17 protein-coding genes are annotated in these 12,628 nt (G+C 51.7%); 9 read left to right on the top strand and 8 right to left on the bottom strand.

From position 1 onward, the window contains the following. Nucleotides 1-2: 2 nt before the first annotated feature. The 5 genes from H6F94_RS33125 to H6F94_RS26280 form a co-directional block, all read right to left on the bottom strand. Nucleotides 3-134: a hypothetical protein gene (locus H6F94_RS33125; protein ID WP_277878173.1), complete on the bottom strand. Its 132-nt coding sequence runs from the start codon at nucleotides 132-134 to the stop codon at nucleotides 3-5. Between the two features lie 61 nt (nucleotides 135-195). After that, nucleotides 196-597: a plastocyanin gene (gene petE / locus H6F94_RS26295; RefSeq protein WP_190805236.1), complete on the bottom strand. Its 402-nt coding sequence runs from the start codon at nucleotides 595-597 to the stop codon at nucleotides 196-198. A gap of 167 nt (nucleotides 598-764) precedes the next feature. Next, on the bottom strand, nucleotides 765-1,562 hold the full coding sequence (locus tag H6F94_RS26290) for an ABC transporter permease (RefSeq protein ID WP_190805235.1): 798 nt from the start codon (nucleotides 1,560-1,562) through the stop codon (nucleotides 765-767). Nucleotides 1,563-1,655: 93 nt separating this feature from the next. Next, a complete protein-coding gene (locus H6F94_RS26285; RefSeq protein ID WP_190805234.1) occupies nucleotides 1,656-2,729 on the bottom strand; it encodes a DUF5357 family protein in 1,074 nt (357 codons plus the stop codon). Continuing rightward, nucleotides 2,726-3,247: a hypothetical protein gene (locus H6F94_RS26280; RefSeq protein ID WP_190805233.1), complete on the bottom strand. Its 522-nt coding sequence runs from the start codon at nucleotides 3,245-3,247 to the stop codon at nucleotides 2,726-2,728. The genes H6F94_RS26285 and H6F94_RS26280 overlap by 4 nt, the downstream gene beginning before the upstream one ends. Nucleotides 3,248-3,334: 87 nt before the next feature. Here H6F94_RS26280 and ispD point away from each other — a divergent pair, with 87 nt between their 5' ends. Further along, entirely contained in the window at nucleotides 3,335-4,015 is a 681-nt protein-coding gene (ispD, locus tag H6F94_RS26275; RefSeq protein ID WP_396426461.1) for a 2-C-methyl-D-erythritol 4-phosphate cytidylyltransferase, read from the top strand. Between the two features lie 2 nt (nucleotides 4,016-4,017). Here ispD and H6F94_RS26270 read toward each other — a convergent pair whose 3' ends face one another. Further along, on the bottom strand, nucleotides 4,018-4,359 hold the full coding sequence (locus H6F94_RS26270; protein WP_190805232.1) for a hypothetical protein: 342 nt from the start codon (nucleotides 4,357-4,359) through the stop codon (nucleotides 4,018-4,020). A gap of 692 nt (nucleotides 4,360-5,051) precedes the next feature. On the opposite strand from H6F94_RS26270, the gene H6F94_RS26265 reads away from it, so the two are divergent. From H6F94_RS26265 to H6F94_RS26250, 4 genes are all read left to right on the top strand, one after another. After that, nucleotides 5,052-5,414 carry a hypothetical protein gene (locus H6F94_RS26265; protein WP_190805231.1) on the top strand — a complete coding sequence of 121 codons (363 nt, stop codon included), beginning with the start codon at nucleotides 5,052-5,054 and terminating at the stop codon, nucleotides 5,412-5,414. A 328-nt stretch (nucleotides 5,415-5,742) separates the two neighbouring features. Then, nucleotides 5,743-5,883 (top strand): hypothetical protein, encoded by a 141-nt coding sequence (locus H6F94_RS26260; protein WP_190805230.1) that lies wholly within the window; start codon nucleotides 5,743-5,745, stop codon nucleotides 5,881-5,883. A 162-nt stretch (nucleotides 5,884-6,045) separates the two neighbouring features. Then, entirely contained in the window at nucleotides 6,046-6,567 is a 522-nt protein-coding gene (gene rnhA / locus H6F94_RS26255; RefSeq protein WP_190805229.1) for a ribonuclease HI, read from the top strand. 12 nt (nucleotides 6,568-6,579) lie between these two features. Next, nucleotides 6,580-7,011 (top strand): Uma2 family endonuclease, encoded by a 432-nt coding sequence (locus tag H6F94_RS26250; RefSeq protein WP_313949401.1) that lies wholly within the window; start codon nucleotides 6,580-6,582, stop codon nucleotides 7,009-7,011. Between the two features lie 43 nt (nucleotides 7,012-7,054). Here the strand turns inward: H6F94_RS26250 and H6F94_RS26245 are convergent, their stop codons facing one another. Next, the gene (locus H6F94_RS26245; protein ID WP_190805228.1) at nucleotides 7,055-7,618 is read right to left on the bottom strand and encodes a Uma2 family endonuclease; all 564 of its coding nucleotides are present in this window, start codon (nucleotides 7,616-7,618) and stop codon (nucleotides 7,055-7,057) included. A 101-nt stretch (nucleotides 7,619-7,719) separates the two neighbouring features. On the opposite strand from H6F94_RS26245, the gene H6F94_RS26240 reads away from it, so the two are divergent. Together H6F94_RS26240 and H6F94_RS26235 are read left to right on the top strand one after the other, a co-directional pair. Next, complete coding sequence (locus H6F94_RS26240; RefSeq protein ID WP_199320670.1) at nucleotides 7,720-8,274, top strand: GNAT family N-acetyltransferase; 555 nt, start codon at nucleotides 7,720-7,722, stop codon at nucleotides 8,272-8,274. 239 nt (nucleotides 8,275-8,513) lie between these two features. Then, nucleotides 8,514-8,879 carry a surface-adhesin E family protein gene (locus tag H6F94_RS26235; protein WP_190805227.1) on the top strand — a complete coding sequence of 122 codons (366 nt, stop codon included), beginning with the start codon at nucleotides 8,514-8,516 and terminating at the stop codon, nucleotides 8,877-8,879. A gap of 37 nt (nucleotides 8,880-8,916) precedes the next feature. Here H6F94_RS26235 and pyk read toward each other — a convergent pair whose 3' ends face one another. Then, on the bottom strand, nucleotides 8,917-10,674 hold the full coding sequence (gene pyk, locus H6F94_RS26230; protein ID WP_190805226.1) for a pyruvate kinase: 1,758 nt from the start codon (nucleotides 10,672-10,674) through the stop codon (nucleotides 8,917-8,919). 407 nt (nucleotides 10,675-11,081) lie between these two features. Between pyk and H6F94_RS26225 the strand changes: the two genes are divergently transcribed. Both H6F94_RS26225 and H6F94_RS26220 read left to right on the top strand, forming a co-directional pair. Next, the gene (locus H6F94_RS26225) at nucleotides 11,082-11,444 is read left to right on the top strand and encodes a hypothetical protein (protein WP_190805225.1); all 363 of its coding nucleotides are present in this window, start codon (nucleotides 11,082-11,084) and stop codon (nucleotides 11,442-11,444) included. A gap of 179 nt (nucleotides 11,445-11,623) precedes the next feature. Further along, nucleotides 11,624-12,547 carry a DUF4349 domain-containing protein gene (locus H6F94_RS26220; protein ID WP_190805224.1) on the top strand — a complete coding sequence of 308 codons (924 nt, stop codon included), beginning with the start codon at nucleotides 11,624-11,626 and terminating at the stop codon, nucleotides 12,545-12,547. Nucleotides 12,548-12,628: the final 81 nt, after the last annotated feature.

Raw genomic sequence — 12,628 nt, 5'->3', positions numbered from 1 at the left:
GGTTACGAAAAAATACTCTGTTCATTACACTTCTTCATTGTTACGCGAATGGCCAGAGCGAGCAACAAGATCGCGCCATCAAATCCCATTAGATTGCTGGTTTCAACACCCACTTCACGAAACCCAATAGCCATACAAAAGCCTCCCCTTGGGGAGGCTTTTGCATCAGTTGAATGAGTTTAGACGGCTGCGAGATTAGCCTTCAACTACAATCTTACCGACCATGCCAGCGCCACGGTGGGGGGTGCAGTAGTAGGTGTACTCACCAGCAGGAACGTCGAAAGTCTTTTCGTAGGTTTGCTTCGGAGCGTTCAACAGGCCCTTGTGGGAAAGCTCGGACGCTAACGTTTTATCGTTGCCGGGAACCTTGTCGAAAACCACGTTGTGGGGGTAGGCAATGTTGTTGACCCACTTGATCGTATCGCCAGCTTTGATCGTCACTGTGGCGGGTTCAAATACCAAAGAGCCCTTCTTAGAACCCATCAGAACTTCAACAGTGTCAGCTTTAGCAGCACCAGGAGTTAGGCCTAGGATGCCCAGAATCAGGACGGCCATCAAGGCTACGACTTTGAATCTGCTGACCAGAGTTTTAAACATGAGCAAGCCTCTACACAAAAATTCTGCACTAACTGCAAGGATAAAAGGCTGTGGCAACTTTTTTTCAAAAAGCACAGCGTTCATTTGCCATCGTAAAGTCTCCTCCATGGAGGAGAGTCAAGACTAGCAGCTAGGGCATTAGTAGCCTAAATAACAATTGAGACGGCTCAAATCTCTCGCTCCGAGAATACAAGAACGGCCACCGCCAACAGCAGTAGCGTATAGGCCAGGGCGTAGAAAGCTCGCAGCAGCAGTTCTCCGCTAGGCGGCAGGATGCCGTGTACAGCCTGGTTCTTGAGATCGAGCAGCGACAGGTTGGGCAGGACCAGGTAGAGGCTGTGGGCGACTTGCTCGATCGTGGCGTTCTTGCTCAGTTTGGCCAGGGAGAGCAAGTCGGTGCTGAGGTGCCCCATGATATAGACGCCAAAGCTGAACAGACTGGCCAGCAAGGAACTGGTAAACACGCCAAACAGCAGCGCTACTGCCACCAAGAGCGCTAATTCCAGCACTACGAAGGCTGAGGACACCAAGATTGGGCCGACATGCAAGCTAATGCCGGTCGAAAGGGTGCCTTGCATCAGGCGCAAGCCTGCAACTGCTAGGAAAACAGCGGTCATCATCGCCACGATGACTGCTAGCACGGCGGATAGCCCCAAATGCTTGCCGACAATGAACTCGGCTCGGCTCATTGGCTTGGCAATCAGCACAAAGACGGTGCGCTTTTCGATCTCTTTGTTTACTAAGCCCGTGCCAACGAAAATGGCCACTACTAGCCCCAGCACGCCAATGGCCGCTAATCCTACATCGAGCAAAATCTTGTCTTCGGCCCCGGCAGAAATATGAGGCAGGAGCAAGCCACAGGCGACCAGCAGGACAGCAAAAAAGCCAGGTAGATACAAAACGCGATCGCGGATGGTTTCGCGAAAGACATTGGCCGCAATAGTCAAAACCCGACCAGGATTCATAGGGGGAAAGGGAACGCGTACAGCAGCGACTAAGGCAATATCAACTAGAGCAATAGCTATCAACCAGAGCAATAGCTAGGGGTAATCTAGTCGCTAGTTTGCCCTGGGTTGCTCGGGGCTAATCACCTCTTCAAGCAACATGGGGTCTGAACAAACTAGCGTTACCGGCTGACTATTGGCCTGGATCTGGCAGTCCTGTCCGGCAATCACAGTCTCACCAGAAGAGAAGCGGTCTTGCCGCCGCACCACTAGGCGCAGGCGAGTGGGCTCTTGGAGGGAACTGGCCCGACCGAGGAGTTCCACATCTAAATTCACTTGTTGGTTGGCCGCGCCAGACTGAGGCAGAACCACCGCATCCAGCAGAATTTGCTCAGCCAGGTGGGTTTGAGGATCGCCTAGCCGTTGCAGCCAGGCTTCGCGCTGGTTGGGGTCTTGCAAACGCTGGGCTTCAACCGTCTGGCGTAGAGATTCTAGAACTAAACGGTCTCCAGGCTGAATGCCCTGCCAGCCAAACCAGCCTCGCACTTGGTCCCAACGCCGCCGCACGACACTATCGCGTTCGGGGAACAGTTCAATTGCCCGGACAAAAGCGCTGTCGCTGAAATCGTCAGCCTGATAGGGGTACACCGCTGTCCAGTCCCGCACTGTAATCCCGAAAGCGAGCCAGCAAGTGACTAACAGACTAGCGATCAGGCGCTGAATGCTGCCTTCTAAGATCGTGGCTTTGCTGCGGACACCGGGCTTTTCTACTTCAGGCGGAGGGTCCACCCAAAAGCGGGCAATCCGGGGCGTGATCTCGCAGAGCGCTGCCAAGGGCGGCCACAGTAGCCAGGCGGTTTCGTAGTCGTCCAGCCAACGGCCAAAAATCACGAAGCTGATTAGGGCTCCCTGCAAAATAGCTCCAAGCGAGAACACCTCTGGCCATTGCCAATCGCCTAAGAAGCCTAAGGCCCCAATTACAAAGAAGGTCCAGCCAAAGAATTCTAGGATCGCCCGCGCCAAGTCGCTCTCGACCAGGGACCAAGCCAGCCAGGCTGACAAGCTGATCAGCATGGCCTTGCCCCAAAGCTCTGTGCCCGATTTGTGAGCCCAACGGCCCACTCGCTCTGGCATGGTCAGAAACCAGGAGATGACCCCGACTTCGATAATCTCCTTAAAGATGCTCATAGAATCCCTAGCGGTCGGAGCAGTAGATAGGCGAGGACCCGCAGCGCAACCATGACCAGAAAGCTTCTACCGTTGATGACCAAAAAATGCTCTCTGAGGCGAGCGTTATCGGCGCCTTTAAACTGGTGCCGGTTGAAGAACCAGTCCAATCCTTGCAGGGTCCATTTCTCGATGAAAACAGTGCCGAAGTAAGCCAAGAGCGCGGAGACAATCAGCCAGGAGAGAAGATCAGGATTGCCCACGCCAATTTGCGAGTTTTCTATGTACAGCAAGCCTTGACCGGTCAGGATGAGCTCAGCAACAGGGCGCTCTAATCCCACTAGGGATAGCAAAGGCTGCGTGGCAAAAAACGCTAACCAACCCACTAGGGTTGAGACGAGATTGAGAATCCCTGCATAGTAGCCAGCGTCATGCGGCGGTAGGGTCAATCGATTGAGCAGCATTGGCCGCTCGACTTCAACGACTACCCACAGGAGAAAGAGCTGATAGAGAACGGTCGGGAAGGGCAAAACCAGCATGGCATCAAGTTTAGACGCTGGACGTGTAAACTCTGAGCGAGAAGCTCCTGATTGCTTTATATTCTCGTTGCTTTATATTCTCGCCCAATGATGTATCTGCTCATCCCTGCTGCTGGTTCGGGCCGACGGATGGGGGCTGACCGCAACAAGTTACTGCTGAAGCTGGGCCAGCGTCCGCTGTTGGCTTGGACGCTATTGGCTGCGGCGGCGTCTAGCAGTATCGGTTGGATTGGCATCATTGGTCAGCCGGAGGATTGGCCGGACTTCAAGGCAATTTTGGCCGACCTCAAGCTGTCGCTGCCGGTTGAGCTGATTCGGGGTGGCGATACACGGCAGCAGTCGGTCTATCGCGGCTTGCAAGCTTTGCCGGCTGAGGCCAAGCAGGTGTTGATTCATGATGGGGCTCGCTGTTTGGCGACGCCTGCGTTGTTCGACCGTTGCACTGCTGCTTTGCAAACCAGCCAGGGGCTAATTGCGGCTGTGCCAGTGAAGGACACGATCAAGGTGGTGGGCTCCGAGGGTTTGATTCAAGACACACCCGATCGCAACCAGCTTTGGGCGGCGCAAACGCCCCAGGGGTTTGAAGTGAGTTTGCTGAAGCAGGCGCATCAACAGGCGATTGAGCAGGGCTGGGAAGTGACTGATGATGCGGCGCTGTTTGAGAGAGTGGGTTTGCCGGTGAGCATTGTCGAAGGTGAGGAGACCAATCTCAAGTTGACGACGCCGGTTGACCTGGCAATTGCGGAGTTCATTTTGAAGTCTCGTTAAGTTTACGGCTTGCGATTTAGGCAGAGGGCATGGCGAATCAAGCCTTCGGATAGGTTGTAGAGCGTGGCTGGCGGACGACCGGGGGCTTCGGCAGGAACCAGGCTCTTTTCGACCCATTGATTGGCTTCGAGGTTGACCAATAAACGGCTGATATCGGATTGGCTCAAGCCGCTATGAACCACGATTAGCGAGATGGGAATGCGGGCTCTGAGACTGCGTGGGTCGGTGAGATTGGCGATAACTTGCAAGATGCTTTTGCTGGCAGCAGGTAGCTTAATTTCGCGGCTGATGTAGGCCCAGAGCATGAGGCGAATTTGGGAGGGTGATAGATGGGCGGTATTCATTTTGAGTTTGTTCCTAATGGCTGAATGAGTTTGAACAATGCGGTCATGGGTAGAGGCAATAGATGCATTGCCCCTACGGAGATCCGCCTAAAGTGTTAGCCACCCCGGTGATTTGCCATAGCAAGTCGGGGTGGCTAGTGAGGGTGTTAAAATCACCCGTTAGCCGCCTGACTGTCCATAGAACAGTTGGGGGGTTAGCTACCCAGAAGTTCGCTTACAGCTTCTGAGTAGCGCTAAATTTTTGCAGCAGGTTAGCGGTGATTGGCGATAGGCAAAAGACTCCTGTCGTTGCGATGCAGCCCAGATTAGCAGACTGATCTGCGCTAAGCAAGCGAGTCTAGCAAAAATACTGAGCGTTTGCAGACCGACTTTGCTGAAGTGTTAGTTGATTTCACAGAAGCATTGCAGCTTTCCGCATAAGTGTTTCTCGATTTCACAGGAGTGTTGCAGCTTTCTGCATAAGTGTTTCTCGATTTCACAGGAGTGTTGCAGCTTTCCGCATAAGCGTTTCTTGATTTCAGAGAAGCGTTAAAGCTTTCCGCTTGAGCATTTTGCCCCAACAATACCCGCAAATCTACTAGCAATTTGCTAGCTTCCCACTCTCTCGTCCGCTTTTTTCCTAGATAACCCCGAGGCTTGTGCTCAGCCAACTATTTACTCTAGACCTATCCTTTATTTCTAGGGTGATTTCTATGACCAGCCGTAGACGTAGCTCCAAATCCCTCGACCATGCCCAACGCCGCATTGCAGCACTAAAGTCCATTAGCCCTAACCTTGACCTGGGCAACTCGCTGACAATGGAAGCTTATCGGTCTTCTATGAATCAAGTTTCCGACTACCTGGAAGCCTACAATACCATGCTCTCTGCTGTTGACGCTGCCCGCAGCAAACTGAGTCAAGCTGAGAAAGATCTGAGCGATCTATCCGAACACATGCTGCTCGGTGTTGCCAGCAAATACGGCAAAAGCAGCGAGGAATACGAAATGGCAGGCGGCGTCCGCAAAGGCGAACGTAGACGCCCAGTCCGTAAGGCAAAGGCAGCAGTCACAGCTTGAGGTGAGTAAAGGCGTTTCCCTGCCTTAAAATAAAGGCAGGGGAGCATATTAGTTAAGCATCAATTTAACAATCAGCAGGAGTGAATGTACAACAATTTTTAGTCTGGAAACTGGACCCGAGAAACTCCTGAGAAAAACTCCGTCTACCTTCTTTTTCGAAGTATGAAAGCGCCTTAAGGTTAATGAAATTTTTTATCCCTGTCTTATATGTGGAAGAATGTTGTAATGAGCCAAAAGCGATGTGTTCAATTGGCCTACGTTAGTGTTTTTAACTTGAGCAGTCTCGTCAGGAGACAAGGATAGTCCCCTGACGAGACTGCTAGATCAAATGAAAGCTGCCATTGAAACTGGTGAAGCTACACCAGGCCAAGCACTGCCGTTTGAGATTGATGAGTTTCCAGAAACAATCCGAGAAAATGCTATCCCAAGATTTAGAAGTTGTAATTGGATCAATGTTTCAGCTTTGTAAAATCACGAGAAACGAAGTTGGGCACTCTCAAATTGTTCCTGATTTGAACTGAGGATTAATCTTTGTTGATCTCGGTCACTTTGTTGCTTGTATTGGGCGTGTTTGTGCGCTAATAGAGCGCTTTGAGGATAACAGTATTATTGTATAGGAACCGGCTGATATATGAGCGAAGAACTTAAGAAAGTTGTTATTTACACGGATGGGGCTTGTATAGGTAATCCTGGTCCTGGAGGGTATGGAATTGTCTTACTTTATGGAAGACATCGAAAAGAGCTGTATGGTGGTTTTCGTCTGACAACTAATAATCGTATGGAGATGATGGCAGCCATTATTGGACTACGCACACTTAAAATGAAGTGTGCTATCGTCGTCTACTCTGACTCGCAGTACTTAGTTGATTCTGTCACTAAGGGATGGGCTAAGGGATGGCGAGCAAATGGCTGGAGACGCAACAAGAAACAGAAAGCCATCAATGCTGATTTATGGGAACAGCTACTTGATTTGTGTGAGCAACATGAGGTCACGTTTGAATGGGTAAGAGGTCATGCAGGTAATGTAGAGAATGAGCGTTGTGACCAGCTAGCTGTGCGGGCAGCTCAGCAAGAAGATTTACCTCCTGATATTGTTTATGAGAATAAGCAGGATATTGAACTCCCAATCTTAGATGGGTTGGATTTACAGTAATAACCTTACTTCATCCCCCACCGCTGCCTGATCAAACTTCTAGGCACAGAAACTGCTTTTCGTCCCAATATCATTGTGCTGGATCAAACTCGTCTAATCAACGAACCCTTGTGGCAACAAGAACCTGTCATTACATCAGGAGCCTCAATCAAACTGGTGGTTGAAGTCGTCAGCACAAATTGGCAGAACGACTACGTCCGCAAAGTTGAAGACTACGCACTACTAGGCATTCCTGAGTATTGGATTGTGGACTATCTCGGTGTTGGCGGCAGAGAATACATTGGCAAGCCCAAACAGCCAACCCTGACGGTCTGCACATTAATCGAAGATGAGTATCAGAAACAACTATTTCAAGGCAACGATCAACTCGTCTCCTCAACCTTTCCAAGTCTGCAACTCACCGCAAAACAGGTCTTTGCAGCAGGACAGCTAGGCGCAGTCTAAAACTGTCGTCGGCAAAGCTTTTTCTTAGGCCAAGACTTGAATACTACTCCAACAGCCAACCGAACAAATCTCCAACTGTTAGCCTAAACTCCCCAGCAAATTCTGGCACTGGCAACTGTGTTTCTGGCGCATCGTAAACAGTTGTCGGTCGGTCTGGCCAGTATACAAATACCGATTGCTCTTCCGGATCAATCAGCCATCCCATCTGAGTCTCATACTTCAGACAGTGCAGGATGTTTTTCGTTACCTTCGTTTGGCTCTGATCAGGCGAGAGAATTTCAATCGTCCAATCCGGCGCAGCCGAGAAAACATTGGTAACTCCACCATTCTCCTTGCGGGGAATCCGAGCCCAAGTGAACACAGAAATATCCGGCACAATTGAACGTCCGCCAAAGGTACAGCGCAGCTCCGCAAAAGCTCTGGCAATTCGTTGTGGTTTGAGCACACTGTTAATTGCCGTTGCCAATTCAGTTTGAATAGCGCTGTGCTCTCCCTGAGGCATTGGCTTCTGAATAATCTGCCCGTCAATATATTCACTAGCCGGTTCCGTCTCCGACAGCCTCAGAAACTCTTCCAGCGTTAGAGCTTTAGCCGGCGATTGTACCATCAGGATTGACCGTTCGGACTAGCTACATTGCCTTTACCTGCCATTCTACAAGGATTACTATCCGAAGGTGAGATCAAAGACGAGCGAGCCTCTTACTGAATATGGACTTTTCCTTGACCTCCTTTCCCAAATTAGAAACAGAACGTCTCTTGCTGCGTCAGGAAACCCCAGAAGACGCTGAAGCTGTTCTCGCCGTGTTTACCGACCCGACAGTAACTCGATTCCATGACCTTGATACCTTCACCGCCATTGAGGAAGCTTTTGGTGTAATTGAGCGACGGACACAACGATTTAAAACTGGGCGCGGCGTACGCTGGGGAATTGCTCGAAAGCAGGACAATATCGTAATCGGTTCCTGTGGCTTTAATTGGAATAAACAAGCGCAGAGTGCCGAAGTTGGTTACGAGCTAGCCAGTGCTTTTTGGCGGCAAGGCATTATGACCGAAGCCTTAGACGCCATTCTGCAATTTGGTTTTACAGAAATAGGATTGCAATTTGTTTTAGCTGAAGTCATACCAGGTAACATTGCTTCTAAAACCTTGTTAGAGAAACTAGGCTTTCAGAGCCAAGGCATCTTGAGACAGCATGGATTTTGGAAAGGACAGTACCACGATCTAGAGCAATTCGTGCTTGCCAAAGCAGCGCAGCCAGAATGATTAACAGACCTGCTGGCTACAAATACTTTGATGTGTTCAAGTATTCTCAAATGTAGTTGTGCTTGTAAATTTAGCCGTCACTGCCCTTGGTTCATAGTCAAGAGTTGGCTGGCTTTGCAGACATACCAACCTCCAGAGCCCTGTGAGGGCAAGCACCCATCTTCTCAAAAACTGAGTTTTAGTTAGGCTAGATAACCCAAGGGAATCTTGGGAGCAAGACGCTCTTGGAGCTTACGAACATGTGGAAGAACGTAGTTGGCTTGACCCTAGTGTTGCTGATAGTGGGCGCTGCTCCAGGCAGAGCAGACTGGACCCAGGTTGCCAAAAGCCAGAGTAATCAGCGCTTTTCGGTCAACCCGGATAGCATCAGGCGTGATGGGCGCTTTGCCTGGTTTTGGTTCCGCTACCAAACCGCTTATGAGGGGCAACCCCTAACCTTCGATACCTACACCTCAGCCGATTGCACCACTCGGCAGTACCGACGGCGGCAGCAAATCGAGCACTGGCAGGGGCAACGCCGTACCGGCAACGATGATCAGCGGCTACGGCAAGCCAGTGCTGGTGAACCCATGTGGTCCGTGCTGGAGCGAGTCTGCGCCCAATAAGCCGCCCAACTGCCCACAACCCCAAAGGCCGCAATTGCTACTCCGATGAGCCGGCCCCCGAGAAAACCAGACCTCGTTGCAAATCCAGCGTGAGGATGGCACCGTCCCGGATTACCTCAGTAGCATTCTTGACACCCACAATCACCGGCACGCCCAAGCGCAGACCAATGATCGCTGCATGACAGGCAAGTCCGTCTTCCTCGGTGACGATCCCCGCAGCCTTGCGAATGGCATCTACATAGTTCGCATCGGTGCGCGGGGCCACTAGGATTTCGCCGGTACCGAATTGGGAGGCATCGAAGCCATTGAAGGCGACCCGTGCTCGTCCGCTCACCGAGCCAGAGCCGATCCCCGTACCTTTACCCAACACTGCCGTCACTACTTCGACTTTGATCAGGTCCGTCGAGCCAGAAACCCCCTGGAGTGTACCGGCAGTCATCACGACGAGATCGCCATCTTCGACTAGTTGCTTTTCCTGAGCCACATTGACTGCGGCCTGGAAAGTCTGGCGCGAGGAAGGCAGATCTAGCACCAGCAGCGGACGGACGCCCCAAACCATTTGCAGCTGACGGGCAACATCGGCGTGGGGGGTAACCGCCAGAATCGGGATCTTAGAGCGGAACTTGGAAACGTTGCGAGCTGTGGCGCCTGACTTGGTGAGGGTCATGATCGCAGCAGCATCCAGCTGTTCGGCAATGCGGCTGACGGCCTGGGAGATCGCATTAGGAACCGACTGCCCCACGCTCTCGGCGGATGTAAAAATGTGCTCGCGCTCAACCGCCTGAGCAATGCTAGCCATCGTCGCAACCGCCTGCACTGGGAACTTGCCCACAGCGGTCTCGTTGGACAGCATCACGGCATCGGTGCCATCCATGATCGCGTTGGCAACGTCAGAAATCTCAGCACGGGTAGGGCGCTGATTACTGACCATACTGTCAAGCATCTGGGTCGCGGTAATCACCGGAATGCCCATCCGATTCGCGGTTCGAATCAGGCGCTTTTGCAACAGAGGCACTTGCTCCGCTGGCACTTCAACGCCGAGATCACCCCGCGCCACCATCACACCATCGCAGAGCGAGAGGATCTCTTCCATTTCCTCAATCGCTTCGTGCTTCTCGATTTTGGCGATCACGGGCACGTGCTTGCCCCGCGCTGAGATCAGCTCTTTGATCTCTAGGATGTCTTGGGGATTGCGCACGAAGCTCAGAGCCACCCAATCCACGCCCTGATCGAGACCGAAGATCAGATCTTTGCGGTCTTTATCGGTGAGCGCCTTGATCGAAAGGTAAACGCCTGGAAAATTGACACCTTTATTGTTGGACAGTGGCCCACCGATCACAGTGATGCAGTGAAGTTCTTGGGTCTTGCGGTCAATACTTTCGACCTGCAACTCAACCTTGCCATCGTCTAACAGGATGGTTGCACCCTCGTGCACTTCTTGCGCCAGGTTGTTGTAAGTCACCCAGCTCATTTGCTGGTTGCCCTGCATCGGACGACTGGTGAGGATGAACTTATCGCCCTTGTCGAGGATGATCGATCCCTGCTCAAAGCGCCCTAGCCGGATCTTCGGTCCTTGAAGATCTTGCAAGATGCCAACTGGCTGGTTCAACTCAAAGGCGATCTGCCGAATGTTGCGGATATTGCGCTGATGGTCTTCATATGCGCCGTGGGAGAAGTTCAGACGCAGGGTGGTAGCTCCGGTCTGAATCAGTTCACGCAGGACTGGCGGCGGACTGGACGCAGGGCCAATGGTGGCAACAATCTTGGTGCGGCGGAAAGAATCTCGCAGGTGCATAAAGCCGGGTCCTGAGTCAGCAAAGGGAACTTAGGAAAGAGTCAAATTTGACAGGGAAAGCCTGTAGAGCATCTGGGATACTACCACGGTTTAACCGGCATCTTGTTACTCTGTTCCGACCGTGCATATGGGATCCGGGGATGGTGGGTAAATAGGATAAGCCCTTGGACCCACTCTGTTTTCGCGTTATTTTCGCGTCTGTTGCCAACCATTAGAGACGAGGTTGAAAGTTTTGGCAACACAGTTTCCGAAATAGGCAATTGCCTTAAGAACATCGGCAACTCAATTTGCCGTGGCCCTGAATGCATCGCTAAGACTATTTCTTTATTCTGAGAATTAAGGAACGCAAAGCAGCTAACTCGTTGAACTTAAGTGTTCCAAATCATTATAAAGAAGGAGCCTTTCCCATGTTTCAGACGCTACGCAATGCAATGGTAACGGTTGCGGTGGCACTGCCAATGGTGATGCTGAATGCTCAAAGTGCTTCAGCTGACCGACGTGATTTCGCAGTACTAAACAACACCGATCTCACCATAGAGCAGTTATATGTTTCTTCTTCTAATTCAGGACGATGGGGTCAGGATCGTCTGGGTTCTGAAGTTTTAGAGAGCGGCGGTTCATTCCCAGTAAATTTCACTAATGGTTCTAATCAATGTGTTTACGATGTCAAAGCGATCTATGAAGATGGCAGCTACGATTTGGCAATGGCACAGAATCTCTGTGAGCTAACCTACATTGAATTTGCAGGAGCGCAGGGCGATTACCAGTAATCAGAAAGGCCTATTAATAAGCTCTAATTAATAGGCCTCAATTGATAGGGCGTGAACTTGTCAGGGTAGCTTGTGCTCTCAGCCTGAGTATCTGGAGCAGACAGTTTCAATTTCCGTAACCACCCATTTAACCCGCCTGCTAACAGCGCTTAATGAGGAATAGGTTACGGAGACCAGCAATGCAAGCCGAAATTCGAAACAGTATGTGGGTTGGATTACTACTGTGCGGCACCGTGATCACTGGTTGTGCCAGCTCAAACGTGCCCAGTGCCGCTTCAGGACCCAGTGCAGGTGAGCTTACAGCCAAGACGGAAGCTCCCGCCCCTAGGTCTGTTGCCCAGGCTTTTGCTCCCGGTTCGACTGATAACCAGGCCAAGGCTCAAGCCAGTGCTCAGGCCGTTCCCAAGCCAGCCCCGCAACTGGTTCGTACAGCCAGTGTGAACCTAGTCGTCCCGGATGTAGACAAAGCGGTGCGGGCATTAAATGAGCTAGTACGGGAGCAGCAGGGAGAGGTGCTGAACCTGCAGGATCAATCTCCCATCCGTTCAGACACTGCGCATAGAGCACAAGCGCAACTCCGGGTGCCTCAGTCTCGCTTTGAGCAGACTTTGGCGGCGCTGAACCAGCTGGGTCAGGTGCAAACGCGCACGATTAGAGCTGAAGACGTTGCTGACCAGATTGTTGATTATCAAGTTCGTCTGCGCAATCTGCGACGCACTGAGGACAACATCCTCAAGATCATGGACCGCTCTGGCAATATCGAGCAGGTGTTGCGCGTGACCCAGGAGTTGGGCAACGTGCGCGGCCAGATCGAACAGATTGATGCCCAACTCAAGTCGGTGCAGAATCGGGTGGCCTACTCTAACATCACGGTGAGCTTTGAGGCAGCGACTTCTGGTCCTGTGGCTGAGCGTGCGGTTGGTGTGCGGTTGGGTGAGTCTTGGAAGTCATCGACGCGCTCGATGCAAGCCTTCTCGTTGGATCTGTTGGCACTGGGTTTATGGCTGATCGCCTTTAGTCCTTATTTGTTAGTCTCTGGTGCAGCGCTGACCTTTGCCTTGCGTTGGTGGCAGCGTCGTCGTCCTCAGAGACCTGCTGCTTAGGGTCTTTTGAGGAGGGAGCTTTGAGGCTTGGTTTCTGCTGGAGAATCTCAATGGCGCAGTAATGGCGCAGTAGCATCCAGG

The organism is Leptolyngbya sp. FACHB-261 (assembly GCF_014696065.1).
Classification (GTDB): Bacteria; Cyanobacteriota; Cyanobacteriia; order FACHB-261; family FACHB-261; genus FACHB-261.
The sequence above is the reverse complement of the archived record's forward strand: the minus strand, read 5'-3'. Positions and strand labels throughout refer to the sequence as shown.

Coding starts and splice junctions, on each gene's coding strand:
- H6F94_RS33125 (WP_277878173.1), bottom strand. CDS start 134: ATGGCTATTGGGTTTCGTGAAGTGGGTGTTGAAACCAGCAATCTAATG.
- petE (WP_190805236.1), bottom strand. CDS start 597: ATGTTTAAAACTCTGGTCAGCAGATTCAAAGTCGTAGCCTTGATGGCC.
- H6F94_RS26290 (WP_190805235.1), bottom strand. CDS start 1,562: ATGAATCCTGGTCGGGTTTTGACTATTGCGGCCAATGTCTTTCGCGAA.
- H6F94_RS26285 (WP_190805234.1), bottom strand. CDS start 2,729: ATGAGCATCTTTAAGGAGATTATCGAAGTCGGGGTCATCTCCTGGTTT.
- H6F94_RS26280 (WP_190805233.1), bottom strand. CDS start 3,247: ATGCTGGTTTTGCCCTTCCCGACCGTTCTCTATCAGCTCTTTCTCCTG.
- ispD (WP_396426461.1), top strand. CDS start 3,335: ATGATGTATCTGCTCATCCCTGCTGCTGGTTCGGGCCGACGGATGGGG.
- H6F94_RS26270 (WP_190805232.1), bottom strand. CDS start 4,359: ATGAATACCGCCCATCTATCACCCTCCCAAATTCGCCTCATGCTCTGG.
- H6F94_RS26265 (WP_190805231.1), top strand. CDS start 5,052: ATGACCAGCCGTAGACGTAGCTCCAAATCCCTCGACCATGCCCAACGC.
- H6F94_RS26260 (WP_190805230.1), top strand. CDS start 5,743: ATGAAAGCTGCCATTGAAACTGGTGAAGCTACACCAGGCCAAGCACTG.
- rnhA (WP_190805229.1), top strand. CDS start 6,046: ATGAGCGAAGAACTTAAGAAAGTTGTTATTTACACGGATGGGGCTTGT.
- H6F94_RS26245 (WP_190805228.1), bottom strand. CDS start 7,618: ATGGTACAATCGCCGGCTAAAGCTCTAACGCTGGAAGAGTTTCTGAGG.
- H6F94_RS26240 (WP_199320670.1), top strand. CDS start 7,720: ATGGACTTTTCCTTGACCTCCTTTCCCAAATTAGAAACAGAACGTCTC.
- H6F94_RS26235 (WP_190805227.1), top strand. CDS start 8,514: ATGTGGAAGAACGTAGTTGGCTTGACCCTAGTGTTGCTGATAGTGGGC.
- pyk (WP_190805226.1), bottom strand. CDS start 10,674: ATGCACCTGCGAGATTCTTTCCGCCGCACCAAGATTGTTGCCACCATT.
- H6F94_RS26225 (WP_190805225.1), top strand. CDS start 11,082: ATGTTTCAGACGCTACGCAATGCAATGGTAACGGTTGCGGTGGCACTG.
- H6F94_RS26220 (WP_190805224.1), top strand. CDS start 11,624: ATGCAAGCCGAAATTCGAAACAGTATGTGGGTTGGATTACTACTGTGC.